The following is a 15724-nucleotide window of genomic DNA, read 5'->3' on the forward strand; positions in this document are numbered from 1 at the left end:
GACCCGGTGGAGGTGCACGATGCCTGACGCGCACGAGGCGAGACGACTGCGCTTCCTCACCTTCTGGGCCGAGGAGGCGGCGGGTCGCGGTCACCGGACGCCGCCGTTCGACGAGCTCCGGCGCATCGCGCTCGCGGGCTCGATGCCTCCCGACTCGAGCTCGTCGGCGCGCCAGTGGCAGCCGACCATCGAGTACCTCCTGAAGCAGGAGCGCATGGGGGCGAACGACCCCCAGGACTCGCTGCCGAGCCGGCTGCTCGAGCCGACCGGCGAGGGGGCGCCCGACGAGCAGCCCCCGCCGCCGCCCCCGACCGTCCCGCCTGTCCCGCCCGCTCCGCCGGTCCTGCCCGCCGCCTCCGAGACCCCCGAGGAGGCGGTGCTGACGGCGCTCAAGCGCTGGCGCGAGGACGCCATCGCCCGCGAGGCACCCGGGATCGGCCAGCTGACCGAGACCCACCTTCGGCTCGTCGCCCGATCGCGCAAGAGCGAGGCGGACGAGCTCAGGGCGACCTTCGCGCCCGTCGTGCGCCAGTTCGCCGACGACATCGCAGCCGTGGTGGCCCGCACGCTCGCGAGCCGCACCGAGGAGGCGCCCTCCGCTGGACCGGTCGACTCCCCGGCACCGGCGTCGCCGCCGGCGACGGAGCCGTCGGCGCCCGTCCCGCTCGCGACCACCGCCCCCGCCCCGTCGCCCGCCATCGACCCCGCCTCGTTCGCGCCCTACGCCTACGGCGGCTCCGAGGGCGTGCCGACTCCGCTGCGCGTCACTCCCGGGCCGGAAGGGTCCCTCCGCGCCGTCTGGTCGGACGCCGATGCGAGAGCGACCGCGGTGTTCCGCGTCGTCTCGGCCGACGAGCACGCCCCCTACTCACCGGACGACGGTCACCTCGTCGCGGCGACGGTCGAGACCGACGCCCTGGACGAGCGGCCGTTCACCACCGCGGTGCGGCACTACCAGGTGTGGCGGAACGTCGGTCGCGATGTGCGCGACGCCGTCCTCGCGCAGCCTTCGCTGCACGCCTTCGGCGCCGTGGTCGCACCGGTCGTCGATGTCGACGTGCAGGAGGACGAGGGTCGCGTGATCGGCCGCTGGAGGGCTCACGGCGGCACTACGCGCGTGCAGGTGTTCCGGGTGCCCCGATCCCGCGGCGCTCTGACCGTGGGCGATCCGAGCTTCAGGATTCTCGTCGACGAGGCGAACCTCGGCGGCTTCGTCGACAGAAACGCCGTGCGCGGGGAGAAGTACCTCTACCAGGTCTTCGCGGAGGCGGTGATCGACGGGGTCCCGCGCCTCTCCGCCCCCACGGCGGTGCCGATCGACATCCCCAACGTCCACGAGCCCGTCCTCGATCTCGCCTTCGAGCTGCACGACGATGCCGACGCTCCGTTCTTCGACCTGTCGTGGACGGTCCCGCCGGGGGGCGACGTCGTCATCTACCGCACGACGGCGCCGCCGAGCGCCGGGATCGAGCGCGAGATCGTGCCGGAGACGGTCCTCCCGCAGGCCAACCTCTCGACCGAGAGCCGGCTGGCGCATCCGATCACGACGGACGGCACCCGGGCCTCGATGCGCGACGTGCCGTGGCCGCGCGGCTGGACGCGGGCGTACTTCACGATCGTCGTGCTCATGGACGGCCAGGCGTTCGTCGGTCGGACCGTGCGAGGGGTCCGTGTGCCGCCGGTGGCGCAGCTCCGGATCGTCGAGCGCGTCCAGAACCAGAGGATCACCTTCGAGTGGCCCGACGGCGCGGACGTCGTGATGGCCTACCGCTCGCCCGTCGGCCTTGACTCCGCACTCGCCGTCCAGGGAGAGCCGAGGGAGATCTCGAAGTCGGAGTACTTCGATCGCGGATCGCTGGAGTACCGCACCGGCGGGCTCGATCCGCTCGGCTGCGAGCTCCACCTCGTGGCCGTGGCCTTCGACGGGGGCAAGCGCGTGCTCAGCACGGCGCGGAGCGTCGTCTATCCGGGCCTGCTCCGTCTGTCGTACCGCTGCGTGGTGAAGCGGACTCTCATGGGCCGCTACTCCGCGACGGTCACCCTCACCTCCGAGCGGGCTCTCGAGAGCTCGCCGCCGTTCGTGCTGGTGCACAATCCCGAGCGGTTCCCCCTGACCGTCGGCGACGGGACGCCACTGGCCGTCGTGCCCGACGTCGACGACGTCGTCGCACCGACCCGTCGTTTCGTGCCCGCGGCGATGGCCCCCGGCTCCGAGCAGCCCGGCTGGCGCACCGATCCCGCGGCGTGGCAGCAGGACGTGCCGCACCCGACCGGCTACCTCCGCCTGTTCGTCGACCTCCCGAGCGCGGTCCTGCGACGCGTGGCTCTGCTCGACCCTCCCATCGAGACCCTGCGGGTGCAGAGCCTCAAGGAGAAGGTCGGCGGCTTCCAGAACAGGGCGCGCGGTGGCTGAGCAGGGCGGGGCCGGCGGTCCGCGGTGGAGCCAGGCGACGTACACGCTCGACCAGGGCTGGCGGGTCCAGCTGCAGGCGGGCGAGCCGACGCAGGCCGAGATCGGCTTCGTCACAGCCTCCGCCGTCACGAGCTTCGGATCGCACGTCAGGCTCTCGGACTTCCCTGCGGCGGCGGAGCTCGAGGCCCGGCCGCTGCGCCTGATGCACCTCGCGTCGGTCGACGGCTCTGCGGTCTACCTCCAGTCCTCGGAGGCGGGAGCCGACAGCACGGGGCGCCCCGACAACGTCTACAACCACGTCGTGTTCGACAGGCGGCCGCACGAGCCGGAGCCTCCGCTGCGGCCCGTCGAGCTCTGGCGGTCGCCGGACCTCCTGACGCCCTTCTCGCACCTCGAGGTCGCTGCCGCGCGACTGCGGGCGGCGGGGATGCCGCAGCGCGGCGCGGTCGTCACCCTCGACTCCGTCGTCTCGTTCGTGTGCGACCCGAGCACCTGGCGCGCCGGCGTCCTCTCGGTCCTGATGGACGCCTCCGTCGCCGCGCTGCGCGGAGGGCCCCCGGTGGTGCTCATCGCGGACTCGCAGGACACCGGAGCGCTGTGGCTGGGGTCGGTTCAGCGCCTCATGGCGCCCTCGACTGCCCGCACCCTCTCCTGGTCCCTCTACGAGCGCGCAAGCAGTCTCGGAGCGGCGTGGGCGAGGGGCGTGCACATCGCCGTCGTACCGCGGATCGACGCCGGCGAGCGCTCGGCGTTCGCGGGCGCCGTCGTGATCGACGAGGCCGAGATACCGGCGGTCGGCCAGGCGGGCGGTGAACCCCATGTCACGGCGGCGGGCAGCGAGGTCGCTGCCTCGAACTGGTCGGGAGCAGCGCAGATGGTCCTCGTCGACGACGAGGTCGCGCGCCGAGTGCTCGTCGTCCTCGACGAAGCGGTGCTGCGGGTGGGCGACCGGGGTCTCGCGCCGGAGTGGCCGCTGGCCATGGCGGTCGTGCTCCTCGGCGACGAGACGATGGATGCGCGCGACGAGGCCTCGCGGGTGCTGCTGGACGCCTCGCCCGACGGCATCCGCCAAGACCTCGACCTCTACGAGAGGACCGTCGCGGTCGTCTCCTCGTCGATCGGCTCGACCACATGGGGCGTCTGGCGGGAGCTGGACGCTCGCGACACGAGGTCGTCTCTCCTGATCCGGGAGCTCATGGGGTCGGCCTACCTCGAGCGCTGCGTGTCGGACGCGGAGTGGCTGCTGAGGGACGAGGGCGTCCCGCTGCCCGACCAGGCGCTCCTCGACGCCGATCGGGAGCGGCTGACGGCGCTCGCCGAGGCCGCGATCGCCGACCTCGCCCGGCCGGTGGATCCGCGTGAGCCGGTGACGTCGGCCGTGCACGCCCTGCGACTGCTCGACGTCGTCGTCCGAGCGGGCCTGCTCGGCGCTGACGTCGGCCGGACGGGACCGGCGACGGCGACCCTCCTGCGCACGGTCGCCGAGCTCCTCGTGGGCGAGCGCGGGATCGCCGTCGCTGCCCGGGCGGGCGTGATGAGCCTCCCGCTGCGCGAACGGCTGATCGTCGAGCTCGAGGCCGTGCCGGTCCAGCGGGAGCCCGTTCCCGGGGGCGCCGCTCCTGAGGAGGTCCTGCGGTGGCTGGCCGGCGACGGACAGCTTCTGCCGTCGATCAGGGAGCGGATGAGCGGGCCCCTCACGGCTCTTCCGCCGGTGCAGCTGTCCCTCGCGATGCTGCTCCTGCGCGAGGGCGTGCCGGTCTCTGGGCTGACGGCGACCGTCGCTTACTCGCTCCTGTCCGAGCACGCGGTCTGGGAGCAGATCCCGGCCGTCGACCGCCGCGCACTCGTCCGGGCGGCCGCGCTCCCGGGCGCGGTGCTGCCCACCGAGTTCGCTGCGCTCGAGGAGGAGTTCGGCGGGCAGTTCCCCGAGGAGTTCGTCGCCGCCGCCCTCGCCTCGGCGCCGATGGGTGATGCGCTCAGCGGGCTGGCCAGGCGGGTGCAGGTTTCGCGACCGGGGCTGCCCTCGGCGCGGTTCGCGCTCGTCCGCCTCGCGATGTCGCAGTCGGCGACGGGGGAGCTCGTGCCCGCCCAGCACGTCCTCGAGCTGAGGGACGCGGTCGTCGCCATGCGCGCCGCCGCCGCGCCGGCCCCTGTGGCGGCCGACGTCGGTCCGCGCTACCTGGCCGCCGTCGTGTCCGTGCTCGGCGAGGTGCCCTTCAGCCGGGCGTGGCGGCCGTCTCTCGAGCGGGTGCTCCGCACCGAGGCGGCGTCAGGCGACGCACGGCGAGCCGCGGCCGCCGCCACGACGCTCTCCTTCCTCGCCGCTGAGGATCCGGCGGACCATCTGGACGCCGAAATCGCCCTCATCCGCACGTTCAGCGACGCCTCAGAGGGTGCGGAGGAGCGCCTGCGGACGCGACTCGAGAGCGGGGCGCAGGCGCCCAGGCACGCTCTCGGACTCGCGAGGCTCGCCTTCGTGACGTCGGACGACTTCCCCGACCCGTCGTTCGTCGACCCCCGAGCGCATGCCCTCGCGGCGCTGACCGTGTCCGACGGGGCCGGCCGCACGATCCGACTGCTCGATCGGCCGCTCCGCGAGCTGGCCGCCCAGGGCGACCTCGATCCGGAGGCGGTGACCGCCGTCCTCGTCGACCAGCTCAGGGCGGTCGTCACCGTCCGCGGCGCGGTGGGCGGCGACAAGCTCCTGACCGCGATCGAGCGCTCCGCCAAGGTCTGGCAGCGCGAACTGAAGGGTCCGCGTCCCCGCGGATCGTTCCGCGACGGACTCGCCTCCTTCCTGACCGACCGAAAGGAACGCTGATGCCCAGCTACATGATCACGGGCGGAGCCGTCGTCACTCTGAGCGACAGGCCCCTCACCGTGCGCCTCCAGATGCAGGCGGGGTCGGCGCGTCTGGACGCGGTCGTCGCGGGCGGGCCGCTGACGACCGCCGTCCGTCCGAGGCCGGACCTGCTCATCGTGCCGAGGGTGACAGAGCGCACGATGATCCGCCTCGTGCCGATCGGCAGCGAGCTCTTCCCCGCCGGTGCGGTCGCCAATGTGAGCGTCGGGATCGACGACGCGCGGTCCTCCGACCCGGAGAGGGCGGTCGTGCCTCCCCTCGACCTCGCCGGCCTCGCCGAGCGCGAGGTGGTCATCCTCGAGCCGGGCGGCGACGGGGTGCAGGTGCGCGGCGCCGGGATCTCCGAGCGCCGGTACCGGCTGAGCGGAGTCGCGGCGGAGGCGCAGGTCGCGACCGTCGGGATCCTGGGGGCGCAGGAGGTGTCGCCCACGAGCGCCCTGCACGTGGTGGTCGCGCTCGACGGCTCGGCGTCCTTCCGCCGTTTCGCCGAGGACGCGACCGCCGCCGATCCGTCCACGGCGGAGGCGGTCGTCGCCGTCCTCGACGGTGTCGCCTCCGTGCTCTCGACCGAGAGGAGGCGCGGAGCGGCGGTGGTCGGCGCGTCCGTCGCCTTCCGTGACGTCCCGCCCGACGAGCCGGCCGAGCGCGCGGTGATCTCGGCACTCCGGGAGGCGCCGCGCTCGAGCGGAGTGCGGTCGGGTGCCCCAGCGCTGAGCGGCTTCGCGGAAGGGAACACGGTCACCTACGTCGTCACCGACGCGGTCCCCGCCGACATCGGCGCCTTCGAGGCCGCCGACGAGATCGACGGCGAGGCCCGACACCTCGTGGTCATCGGATCGCGGTCGGCCTGGCAGCTGCAGACACCGCCGTCGACGCCGCACACCTTCATCGAGACCGATCCCGCGGGCCGGAGCCTGGCCGAGGCGTTCCGGAGCGATGCGGAACTGCTCCGCCGCCTGGTGCGCTCCCTGCTCGCCGGCTGCTTCGCTCCCGGCACGGAGCCCTACGCGAGGGTCGGCCGATGACGAAGTGCCCCAGCTGCTTCTCGCTGATCGGCGACGCCTCCTTCGCCTGGATCTGCACGACGGGCCGCTGCGCCCAGACGCTCGATCCCGACGCCACCCGCTACGCGCACGAGGACGTCATGACGGGGACGCGCTATGCGCTCGTCCGCCCGGCGGACGCCCGCAACTGGAGCCCGCCCACCGGGCTCGAGTGCCCCGAGTGCCGCGAGCCCCTCTCTGACGCCTGCCCGAGCTGCCACTGCCCCCTGCCGAGTGGGTACCGCAGCGGGCACGCGACCTGCATCGCGATGAACGGAGCGCGCGCCACCGGCAAGAGCCTCTACATCGCCGTGGTCGTCAAGCAGCTCGCAGAGATGGCGCAGCGGCTCGGAACTGTGCTCCAGGCCGCGAACGACGAGACGCGCCGCACCTACTCGCGGGTGTACGAGGCCCCCCTCTTCGAGGAGCGGGGCCTGATGGCTCCGACCCCTCGGTCGCAGAGCGCCGACTCGTACCAGAGGACGCCCCTCATCTACAGCCTTGGAACGATCCGCGGGGTGCGGCGCTTCATCGTCCTGCGGGACGTCGCGGGCGAGGAGATGGAGGAGCCGCCCGCGCGCGCGGGCCATCTGGCGTTCCTGGCCAACGCGGACGGCATCTTCTTCATGTTCGACCCGCTGGCGGTCCCGTCGGTGCGCGACAAACTCGTCGACGTGATCCCCGCTCAGCGCGGGTCCGGCGTGAATCCGCTCACCGTTTTGAACAACCTGATCACCCTGACGGGCGGCCGGCTCAGCCGTCTCGCCGTGGTCCTCTCGAAGTTCGACGCCGTCCAGCGCCTGAGCGAGGTCGAGGACGTGGCCTGGTCGTCGGTGATGTCCAACGCGGGATCCGCGATGCTGCGCGAGCCCGACCACGCCGCCCCGTCCTACGACACGGTCGACGGCGGCCTGCTCCACGAAGAGGTGAAGAGCCTGCTCTACGCGATGAACGCGGGGCCGATCGTGCTGACGCTCGAGAACCCGCACGAGGGCAGCCCGATCGATCACCGCTTCTTCGCCGTCTCCGCTCTCGGCGAGTCGCCGGACGGGCAGCAACTGAACGCGAGGGGCATCGCGCCTTTCCGCTGCCTCGACCCGCTCAAGTGGACCCTCGCCCGCACCGGCGTGCTCGCCTGAGCCGCCGACCTCCGCCGCACCCGACCACCTCGACAAGGAGAACACCATGACCATCAGCCTCAGCAAGGGACAGCGCGTCTCCCTCCTCAAACGGGAGGGCGGAACGCTGACTCGGGCCCACATGGGTCTCGGCTGGGACGCCAAGACCGTCCGCGGCTTCTTCGGCCGCGAGAAGGAGCAGGAGATCGACCTCGACGCCTCCTGCCTGATCTACGACGCCTCCGGGCGGTTGATCGACCAGGTCTGGTTCCAGCAGCTCGTCAGCGCGGACGGCGCGATCCGCCACACGGGCGACAACCGCACGGGGGCCGGGGACGGCGACGACGAGAGCATCGTCGTCGACCTCCTCGCTGTGAATCCAGCGGCCCAGACGCTCGTCTTCGTCGTCAACAGCTACTCGGGCGAGAACTTCAGCCAGATCGACAACGCCTTCTGCCGGATCGTCGACGCCTCGAACGGAGTCGAGATCGCCCGCTACGCACTCTCCGGCTCCGGCAGCCACACCGCCCAGATCATGGCGAAGCTCGTCCGCGACGGCGCTGGCTGGACGATGCAGGCGATCGGCGAGCGTGCCCAGGGTCGCACGATCCGCGATCTGCTGCCGGCCGTCGCCCGGATCCTCTGACCTCACCTCCACCACCGCTCCACCACTGCACGACTCAACGAAGGAGAACCACACTCATGGCCATCAGCCTCAGCAAGGGCGGGACCATCTCGCTCACCAAGGAAGCAGGACCTCGCGGACTCACCGCGATCACCGTCGGCCTCGGGTGGGACCCGGCGCCGCAGGGCTTCGGCGGCACCACCGACCTCGACGCATCGGCGCTCCTCCTGGACGCCTCCGGTCGCGTCGTGCAGGACTCGGACTTCGTCTTCTACGGGAACCTGGTGCACTCGAGCGGAGCAGTGAGCCACCTGGGCGACAACCTCACCGGCGAGGGCGAGGGCGACGACGAGCAGATCGTCATCGACCTCCTCGGCGTCCCCGCCGGAGTCGAGTCGGTGACCTTCCTCGTGAGCATCTACGACGCCGAGAAGAAGGGTCAGACCTTCTCGTCGATCGCCAGCTCCTTCATCCGGGTCGTGAACAACGACGGCGGCACCGAGCTCGCGCGCTTCGACCTGGGCGAGGGCGCCGGGTCGACCAGCACCCTCGTCTTCGGCGAGGTCTACCGGGACGGTGCCGAGTGGAAGTTCCGTGCGCTCGGGGACACCTACGACGGCGGCTTCGAGGGCACGCTGCGCCGGTTCGGCGTCAACGTCTGACGTCTCCCGTCCGCGGTCGCCGGCTCTCCGGCGGCCGCGGGCACTCGGCGGCCGTCCACTTGCGATCCGCCTCAGCACGACGAGATGGGAAGAACATGCTCAAGACCTTCGGATGGTCCTCAGCCGTCACGCTCGCGGGTATCGCACTCGGGTTCCTCTACGGCGGAATGGAGGGTCTGATCCTCGTCCTCATCCTCTGCGTCCTCGAGGTGTCGCTGTCGTTCGACAACGCTGTCGTGAACGCCGGGATCCTCGACCGGATGACTGCCTTCTGGCAGCGGATCTTCCTCACCATCGGAGTGCTCATCGCCGTCTTCGGCATGCGCCTGGTCTTCCCCTTCGTGGTCGTCGCGGCGACGGCGGGGCTCGGCCCCGTGCAGGCGGTCTCTCTGGCGATGGAGCAGGGCGACCCGGAGGAGCCGGGCAGCTACGGCTACATCCTGCACGAGGCCCACCCGGCGATCGCCGCGTTCGGCGGCATGTTCCTGCTCATGCTTTTCCTGAACTTTGTCTTCGACCCGCGCGAGCGCCTCTGGATCCGATGGGTCGAAGGACCCCTCCAGAAGCTCGGCAGGGTCCAGAACATCCACGTCGTCGTGGCGCTCGCCGTCCTGGTGTCGGTCGCCGAGTTCCTCGCGCCCGATCCCGCCGTGGTCCTCGTGTCCGGGGCGATCGGAACGGGCACCTTCCTGCTCGTGAACGCACTGGGCAATGTCTTCGAGGAGCAGGTCGACGACATGCCGGAGCCGGGGACGACCAGCGCGACGGCCAAGGTGGCAGGCCGGGCGGCCTTCTTCCTGTTCCTCTATCTCGAGGTACTCGACGCGAGTTTCTCGTTCGACGGCGTGATTGGGGCCTTCGCGATCACCTCCGACCCGATCCTGATCGCGATCGGACTCGGCGTCGGCGCGATGTACATCCGCTCGCTCACGATCCATTTCGTGCACCGGGGGACTCTGCGCGAATTCGTCTTTCTCGAGCACGGCGCACTCTGGGCGGTGGGCGCGCTCGCCGTCATCATGCTGCTGACGGTCTCGATCGAGATCCCCGAACTCGTCACGGGCCTCATCGGCGTCGTCTTCATCAGTGCAGGATGGCTGAGCAGCATCGTGGTCAACCGTCGTGTCGCAGCCACGGAGGCCCACTCCGCAGAGGTGCGAGAGGCGGTCTGAACCCATGTACCTGCAGCACTTCGATTCGCTCTCCTCCGACCAGCTCGACCAGCTGTTCGAAGTCCGGCCCGGCCCGATCCCGCTCGACTCCGTCACGGGAGAGCTCGGCCAGGCCCTCGGGGCGACGCTCTACCTGCCCGGTGACCGCCCCTGCCTGGTCGACGACGTCCTGTCACGGCGCCGCAACGGTGCGCAGTGTCTGGTCATGGACCTCGAGGACGCCGTCCGACCCGAGTGCCGACCGGAGGCGGAGGCGGCGGTCATCGCCGCGCTCGCCCGCCTCTCGGCCGAGGCAGCCGACGAGCCGGGGTCCGAGCGTGCCCTTCCCGCGGTGTTCGTGCGTGTCGCCGACGCCGACGGGATGCTCCGTATCGCACAGGCGCTCGGCCGCGCCGGATGCGCCGACTTGACGGGTTTCGTGCTGCCGAAGTTCGAGGCGGGTGAGAGCGGCGAGGCCGCGTTCGCCGCCGTCGCCGGAGCCGAGGAGGCCGCCGAGAAGCGCTTCTTCGTGATGCCGGTGATCGAGGCCGTATCGGTCGCTCACCGCGAGACGCGATCCGCTCAGCTGCTGGCGATCCGGCGACTGCTGGACGAGCACCGGGAGTCGGTCCTCTGCGTGCGCATCGGAGCGACCGATCTCGCGTCGGCCTTCGGGTTGCGCCGAGACGGCGAGTCGACGATCTACGACGTCCGAGTCGTCGCCGACGCCATCGGCGACATCGTCAACGTGTTCGCCAGGGAGCGGCCGTGGGCTTACCCGGTGTCGGGCGCTGTGTGGGAGCACTTCAGCAAGCGCAGCCGTCTGCAGAAGCCGCGGCTGCGGGAGTCGCCGTTCCTCGAGCGCGACGCCCCCCAGTACCGGCGCGCGCTGCTCGACAAGTGCCTCGACGGCCTCATCAATGAGATCGAGCTCGACAAGATCAACGGCCTCTCGGGCAAGACGGTGATCCACCCGTCGCACGTCTCCGTGGTCCACGCGCTGAGCGCCGTGAGGCACGAGGAGTTCTGCGACGCCGTCGCCGTCTCGGCTGCGAGAGATCGCGGAGGCGTGCTCCGCAGCGCGGCGGACAACAAGATGAACGAGGTGCGGCCGCACACCGCCTGGGCCGACCGGGTGCTGCTGAGGGCCGCAGCCTTCGGCGTGCTGAGGCCGGATCTAGGCTTTGTCGACCTGATGATGCAGCTCGATCGGATCAGCCGGTGACCGCAGCGGGCACCTCCTCGGTGCCGCTGGCCGTTGCGTTGCGCGACAACCCCCTCCGCAGGCAGCTCCTCGTGAGCTCGCTGCTGGGCAAGCACGTTCCCGTCGCGCCGTCAGTGGTCCGCGGTGCGGCGCAACGGCTCACCGAGCTGGTCGAGGACGCGGTCCGAGCGGCCAGCCTCGAGCCATCGGAGGCGGTCGTGCTCGGCTTCGCCGAGACGGCGACCGGCCTCTCCGCAGCGGTCGCCGATGCTCTCGGCGCCCGTTGGGACGCCCACTCGACGAGGTATCTCCTCCCCGGCGACGTCGCCGACGGTGCCTTCGAGGAGGTGCACTCGCACGCGCCCGGTCACCACCTCCTGGCGGGGGCTCTGCCACCGGGGCGGATCGGCGCACTCATCCTCGTCGACGACGAGGTCACCTCGGGCCGCACCGTCCTCGCGCTCGCGCGGCTGCTCCTCGAGGAGCACCCTGCGCCGCTCGTGGTCGTGGCCGCGCTGCACGACTCGCGGTCCGCCGAGCGCCGGGCTGCCTGGGATGAAGAGGCAGCCTTGCTCGCCGCCCCTGTGAGGCTGGTCGCGATCCACGAGGTGCCGGAGGACTTCGTCCCCTCGGCGCTCGAGGGGCTCGTCGGCAGCGGCGCGGCCGCCCCCGTTGTCCTCGCCTCGCCGGCAGCGGCGATCAGGAGGATCCGCGCGGAGGTGCTGCCCACGCGCTCCGCCCGGGGATCCGGGCGTGAGGACCGTCGGCGTCTGCGCGAGGCGGTTGCTGAGCTGGGCGACCGCGTCCTGCAGAGCGAGGGACTCGCCGAGCTCGGCGCGGAGGACGAGATCCTCGTCCTCGGCACCGAGGAGTTCCTCCGTGCACCGCAGCTCCTCGCGGAGCACCTCGAGGGCAGGACCGCCGCCCGCGTCCTCACGAGCTCGACGACCCGCTCGCCGGGCCTCGTCCTCGATCACCCCGCGTACGGACTGCGCTCGGGCATCGCCGTGCGGATGGACGTGGCCGGCGAGAGCGCCGCGCTGCGGTTCGCCTACAACCTCGCCCGAGACCCGAGAGGACTCCGCGTCGTCGTCGTCTGCCACGACGAGTCCGTCTCGCCCGACGGCGACGCCCCGGACGCCCTCCCCGCGAGCCTCGCCCGGTCGTCCCGCGTGATCGACGTGCTGATGGCCCCCGCCGACGAGGCGACAGCCGGGCCGCCACCCCTTACCGGTCCGGACTTCTCGTCCTACCGGGCAGACGACGTCGTGTGGCTGCTGACCGACCTCTCCGATCGCGCTCTCGAACGGCCGCGGGAGGAGCGAGAGGACCTCATTCAGACAGGCCGGCGGCACTACTCCGAGTCGCTGCCGATCGAGTACGAGCCCACTGCCCGCTACCTCGAGGCCTACGAGCACGCGCTCACCCGAGGGGCGGGCGCCGTGGCCGAGGGGGTCGCCGCGCTCGGCGTCGAGATCGAGCGGCGGCACGGCCCGCACCCCGTCCTTGTGTCGCTCGCGCGGGCCGGGGTACCGATCGGCGTGCTGCTGCGCCGCTGGTTCCTGGCGAGGGGCAATGAGGTGCCGCACTTCGCGATCTCGGTCATCCGCGACCGGGGGATCGATGCGGTCGCGCTCGATCACGTGATCGCTACGGCTGCTCCCGAGTCGATCGTCTTCATCGACGGCTGGACCGGGAAGGGCGTGATCGCCTCGACGCTGCGGGCCGCCCTGGCGTCGCACCGGTTCCCGCCCGGCGGCCGGGTCGCACCCTCGCTCGCGGTGCTGAGCGACCCGCTCGGCGTCGCGGACATCCGGGCGACCCGCGACGACATGCTCGTGCCCTCGGCCTGCTTGAACTCCACGGTGTCGGGACTTGTCTCGCGCACGGTCCTGAACGACGAGCTCATCCGTCCGGGCATGTTCCACGGCGCGAAGTTCTACCGGCACCTCGCCGCGGTCGACCGCTCCGAGCAGTTCCTGGAGGTGGTGCAGGCGCGTTTCCCCGCTGTCCCGCCCTCGCCCGCGACGTCGGAGCCGACGGCGCTGGGAAGCGCCGACGCCGAGATCGAGCGGCTGCTCCGGCGCCACGGCGTCCGGGACCGCAACCTGCTGAAGCCGGGCATCGGCGAGACGACGCGCGTGCTCCTGCGCAGGGTCCCCCGACAGGTGGTCGTGCGGTCCGACGCCGCCGACTCCGTCGAGCACCTCCTGGTCCTCGCCGCCGACCGCGGTGTCGAGGTCGTCGTCGACGAGGCCATGCCGTTCGCCGCCGTCGGCATCATCGCGCGGGCGGAGTCGCCGTGATCGCCGCATTCCTCGACCTCGACCGCACCCTCATCCACTCGGCGACCGCCGCGGAAGGCGTCATCGACGCGCTCGCGGTCGTCGAGCGGATCGACGGCCGGGCCTCCGCTTACGCACCGCCGACCCTCGCCCGCGATCTGATCGATCTCGCCTCCCTGGCGGCAGTGGTGCCGACGACGACGCGCTCGGTGGCGCAGCTTGCGAGGGTGACACTGTTCGACTCGGTGCCGACCCGCTTCCGGATCGCCGCCAACGGAGGGGTCCTCCTCGAGGACGGCTCGCCGGTCGAGGCCTGGTCGCGCCGGGTCCTGGACGCCGTCGCGGCCGGCGGGACGAGCGTCTCCCTGGTCAGGGAGCGCACGGCCGCACTCGTGCCCACCGCGACCGTCCGCATCGTCGACGGCGTCTTCGTCTATGCGGTCCTCGCCGCGGCGGACCAGGCGGAGGCCGCCCGCGGGCGGCTCCTCGCTTTCGCCGAGGACATCGAGTGGCGGTGCAGCAGGCAGGGGAGAAAGGTCTATCTGGTACCCCACGCGGTCGAGAAGTCGACGGCGATGTCCGAGGTCGCCCGCCGGCTCGGAGCGGACCTGATCCTCGCTGCCGGGGATGCGGAGCTCGATCGACTCATGCTGGGTGCCGCTGACCACGCGGTCGTCCCGGCACACGCCGATGTCCTGCGCCCGCCGGGCGTCGTCGCGACGCTCTCCTCCGGCCCGCACGCATCCACGGAGATCGTCCGTCGGCTGCGGGATCTCGCCGAGCAGCACAGGCGGCGTGCTTCGGCCTTCGACCAAGACAAGGAGACACGATGGATATCGGCGTCTGGCTGAACTTTCTCGCGCAGAGCACCGCGCTGCTGATCGGGTGCTATGTGATCGTTGCGGTCGTCACGGGCCTCGCACTCGCCTTCCCCGCGGGCGTTCCGCGATGGGCAGCGGTCACGATCAGCGTGCTGGTCCCGCTGGTCGGACCTCTCGTGCTCATGGTCGTCGTCGCGGTCCGACGGACCCGGCGACCCCTGCGGACGGGCACGCAGGCGACGCCCCCCGCGCCGGTCACGGCCGAACCGGCAATCTCCGCCCCATTCGGGATGAACGACACGTTCGATCCGTTCGGCGCCTCCGGCCCCGATGTCTCCGGAGTCGCTGCCACTGGTCGCGGTGCATCACCGTTCGGCACCGCGCCGCCGCCGAGCACGCCGTCTCCCTGGACGGGTGCTTCGGGCGCGTCGGCGTCGCCGTTCGGGGTCCCGAGCCACGACGCCGTGGCCGGTGCTGCCCCTGCGCAGACCGCGTCTGCGTCGATCGCCACGGCGCGCGCGCGACTGGCCTCGCGGACCGCGGCCGTGCGCGCGACGCACCGCCCCCTCACTGTCCTCAGGCTCGTGCTGCTGGCAGTACTGGTCATCGCGGTGTCCGGCACCGGATCTCTGCTGCTCGTGGGGTGGTTCACCTTCGACTCCCGGATCGTGCCGCCTCTCAGCGTGTCCGCCTGGGGGACCGGGCTCGACGTCGCCGTGATCGCTACTGCGGCAGTGCTCGTGGTCGTCCTCGTCCGGGCGTGGTGGCGGCCGTCGCGGGCGGCGGCGGTCGCGGCCGCTCTGGTGGGCGGGTGCTGGACCTTCGCGTCGGGCTCGGTCCTCGCCCTCGCCGCGCCTGTCACCGAGCTTCTCGGCGACATCGGGGCGATCTCGTACGACCTCGGCGACCTGCTCGGATCGTTCGGCCTGACGGGGAGCGCCGGCGTGGTGGAGCTCCCGGAGGGAATAGACCTGAGTGCGGTCGGCATCGTGGGGCGCACGGTCGACCTCCGGGCGGTCGACCTCGCCGCTCCGATCCCAGCGGCGACGCTCGAGCTCGGACCTGGCTGGTTCATCGCCCTGGCGGTCGGGCTCGTCGTGATGTTGTGGTCGATCGTCGAGGTCGTCGTCGCCGACAGGGGCGTCCGCAACGCGTGAGCGCGGCGGTCATCCTGCTGGAGGGAGCGCCGAGAGGCTTCGGCGACCCGAGGCGGCGTCCGCCGCCCCCTCACGAGCGGAAGCGGCCGCTTCGCCGGAGCGGTGGAGGGGTGGAGGCGGGGCGGAAGGGCTCGAAGGTCGGCCCTGTCGACCGGTCGAATCAGGGCGAGTGAGCGCCCGCCCGAAGCGCGGGTCGCGGACGAGGACTCCAGTCGGCGGTCTCCGAGCCCGGCCAGCCTGGCGATGGTCTTCCTGCGCTCCCGGTGCAGCTTCCGCCAGCTGACCGAGTGGCGGGGGGTGATCCGACCGAGCGCTGTCAGATCGGGAAGACCCTCCTCCTCGAGTCGGGCGCTCACCAGTGCCTTGTCCTCGCCGACGGTCG

The 15724-nt window shown here is 71.9% G+C and carries 11 protein-coding genes; all 11 read left to right on the top strand.

Annotated elements, in window-relative coordinates; all coding sequences use genetic code 11:
- Positions 1-19: 19 nt before the first annotated feature.
- The 11 genes from C5C33_RS07050 (at position 20) to C5C33_RS18210 (ending at position 15342) form a co-directional block, all read left to right on the top strand.
- Positions 20-2413 carry a hypothetical protein gene (locus tag C5C33_RS07050; protein WP_104260774.1) on the top strand — a complete coding sequence of 798 codons (2394 nt, stop codon included), beginning with the start codon at positions 20-22 and terminating at the stop codon, positions 2411-2413.
- Positions 2406-5234, top strand: a complete 2829-nt coding sequence (locus C5C33_RS07055; protein ID WP_104260775.1) for a hypothetical protein — start codon at positions 2406-2408, stop codon at positions 5232-5234. The genes C5C33_RS07050 and C5C33_RS07055 overlap by 8 nt, the downstream gene beginning before the upstream one ends.
- The gene (locus C5C33_RS07060; protein ID WP_104260776.1) at positions 5234-6301 is read left to right on the top strand and encodes a hypothetical protein; all 1068 of its coding nucleotides are present in this window, start codon (positions 5234-5236) and stop codon (positions 6299-6301) included. The genes C5C33_RS07055 and C5C33_RS07060 overlap by 1 nt, the downstream gene beginning before the upstream one ends.
- Positions 6298-7458, top strand: coding sequence for a hypothetical protein (locus tag C5C33_RS07065; protein WP_104260777.1), 1161 nt, complete (start codon positions 6298-6300; stop codon positions 7456-7458). The genes C5C33_RS07060 and C5C33_RS07065 overlap by 4 nt, the downstream gene beginning before the upstream one ends.
- Before the next feature lie 46 nt (positions 7459-7504).
- The gene (locus tag C5C33_RS07070) at positions 7505-8083 is read left to right on the top strand and encodes a TerD family protein (RefSeq protein WP_104260778.1); all 579 of its coding nucleotides are present in this window, start codon (positions 7505-7507) and stop codon (positions 8081-8083) included.
- A gap of 56 nt (positions 8084-8139) precedes the next feature.
- Positions 8140-8724 (top strand): TerD family protein, encoded by a 585-nt coding sequence (locus tag C5C33_RS07075; RefSeq protein WP_104260779.1) that lies wholly within the window; start codon positions 8140-8142, stop codon positions 8722-8724.
- A gap of 95 nt (positions 8725-8819) precedes the next feature.
- Complete coding sequence (locus C5C33_RS07080) at positions 8820-9896, top strand: DUF475 domain-containing protein (protein WP_104260780.1); 1077 nt, start codon at positions 8820-8822, stop codon at positions 9894-9896.
- Between the two features lie 4 nt (positions 9897-9900).
- Positions 9901-11100, top strand: coding sequence for an HpcH/HpaI aldolase/citrate lyase family protein (locus C5C33_RS07085; RefSeq protein ID WP_104260781.1), 1200 nt, complete (start codon positions 9901-9903; stop codon positions 11098-11100).
- Positions 11097-13385 carry a phosphoribosyltransferase domain-containing protein gene (locus C5C33_RS07090; RefSeq protein ID WP_104260782.1) on the top strand — a complete coding sequence of 763 codons (2289 nt, stop codon included), beginning with the start codon at positions 11097-11099 and terminating at the stop codon, positions 13383-13385. The genes C5C33_RS07085 and C5C33_RS07090 overlap by 4 nt, the downstream gene beginning before the upstream one ends.
- On the top strand, positions 13382-14215 hold the full coding sequence (locus tag C5C33_RS07095; RefSeq protein ID WP_104260783.1) for a hypothetical protein: 834 nt from the start codon (positions 13382-13384) through the stop codon (positions 14213-14215). Before C5C33_RS07090 ends, C5C33_RS07095 begins: the two co-directional genes overlap by 4 nt.
- On the top strand, positions 14194-15342 hold the full coding sequence (locus C5C33_RS18210) for a hypothetical protein (protein ID WP_146085758.1): 1149 nt from the start codon (positions 14194-14196) through the stop codon (positions 15340-15342). Before C5C33_RS07095 ends, C5C33_RS18210 begins: the two co-directional genes overlap by 22 nt.
- The last annotated feature ends 382 nt before the right edge of the window (positions 15343-15724 follow it).

This window comes from Rathayibacter sp. AY1H3, assembly GCF_002932015.1.

What these genes read in the sequence shown, in the direction of transcription:
- C5C33_RS07060 (WP_104260776.1), top strand. Translation starts at nt 5,234, where the DNA reads ATGCCCAGCTACATGATCACGGGCGGAGCCGTCGTCACTCTGAGCGAC.
- C5C33_RS07080 (WP_104260780.1), top strand. Translation starts at nt 8,820, where the DNA reads ATGCTCAAGACCTTCGGATGGTCCTCAGCCGTCACGCTCGCGGGTATC.
- C5C33_RS07085 (WP_104260781.1), top strand. Translation starts at nt 9,901, where the DNA reads ATGTACCTGCAGCACTTCGATTCGCTCTCCTCCGACCAGCTCGACCAG.
- C5C33_RS07070 (WP_104260778.1), top strand. Translation starts at nt 7,505, where the DNA reads ATGACCATCAGCCTCAGCAAGGGACAGCGCGTCTCCCTCCTCAAACGG.
- C5C33_RS07050 (WP_104260774.1), top strand. Translation starts at nt 20, where the DNA reads ATGCCTGACGCGCACGAGGCGAGACGACTGCGCTTCCTCACCTTCTGG.
- C5C33_RS18210 (WP_146085758.1), top strand. Translation starts at nt 14,194, where the DNA reads ATGGATATCGGCGTCTGGCTGAACTTTCTCGCGCAGAGCACCGCGCTG.
- C5C33_RS07065 (WP_104260777.1), top strand. Translation starts at nt 6,298, where the DNA reads ATGACGAAGTGCCCCAGCTGCTTCTCGCTGATCGGCGACGCCTCCTTC.
- C5C33_RS07075 (WP_104260779.1), top strand. Translation starts at nt 8,140, where the DNA reads ATGGCCATCAGCCTCAGCAAGGGCGGGACCATCTCGCTCACCAAGGAA.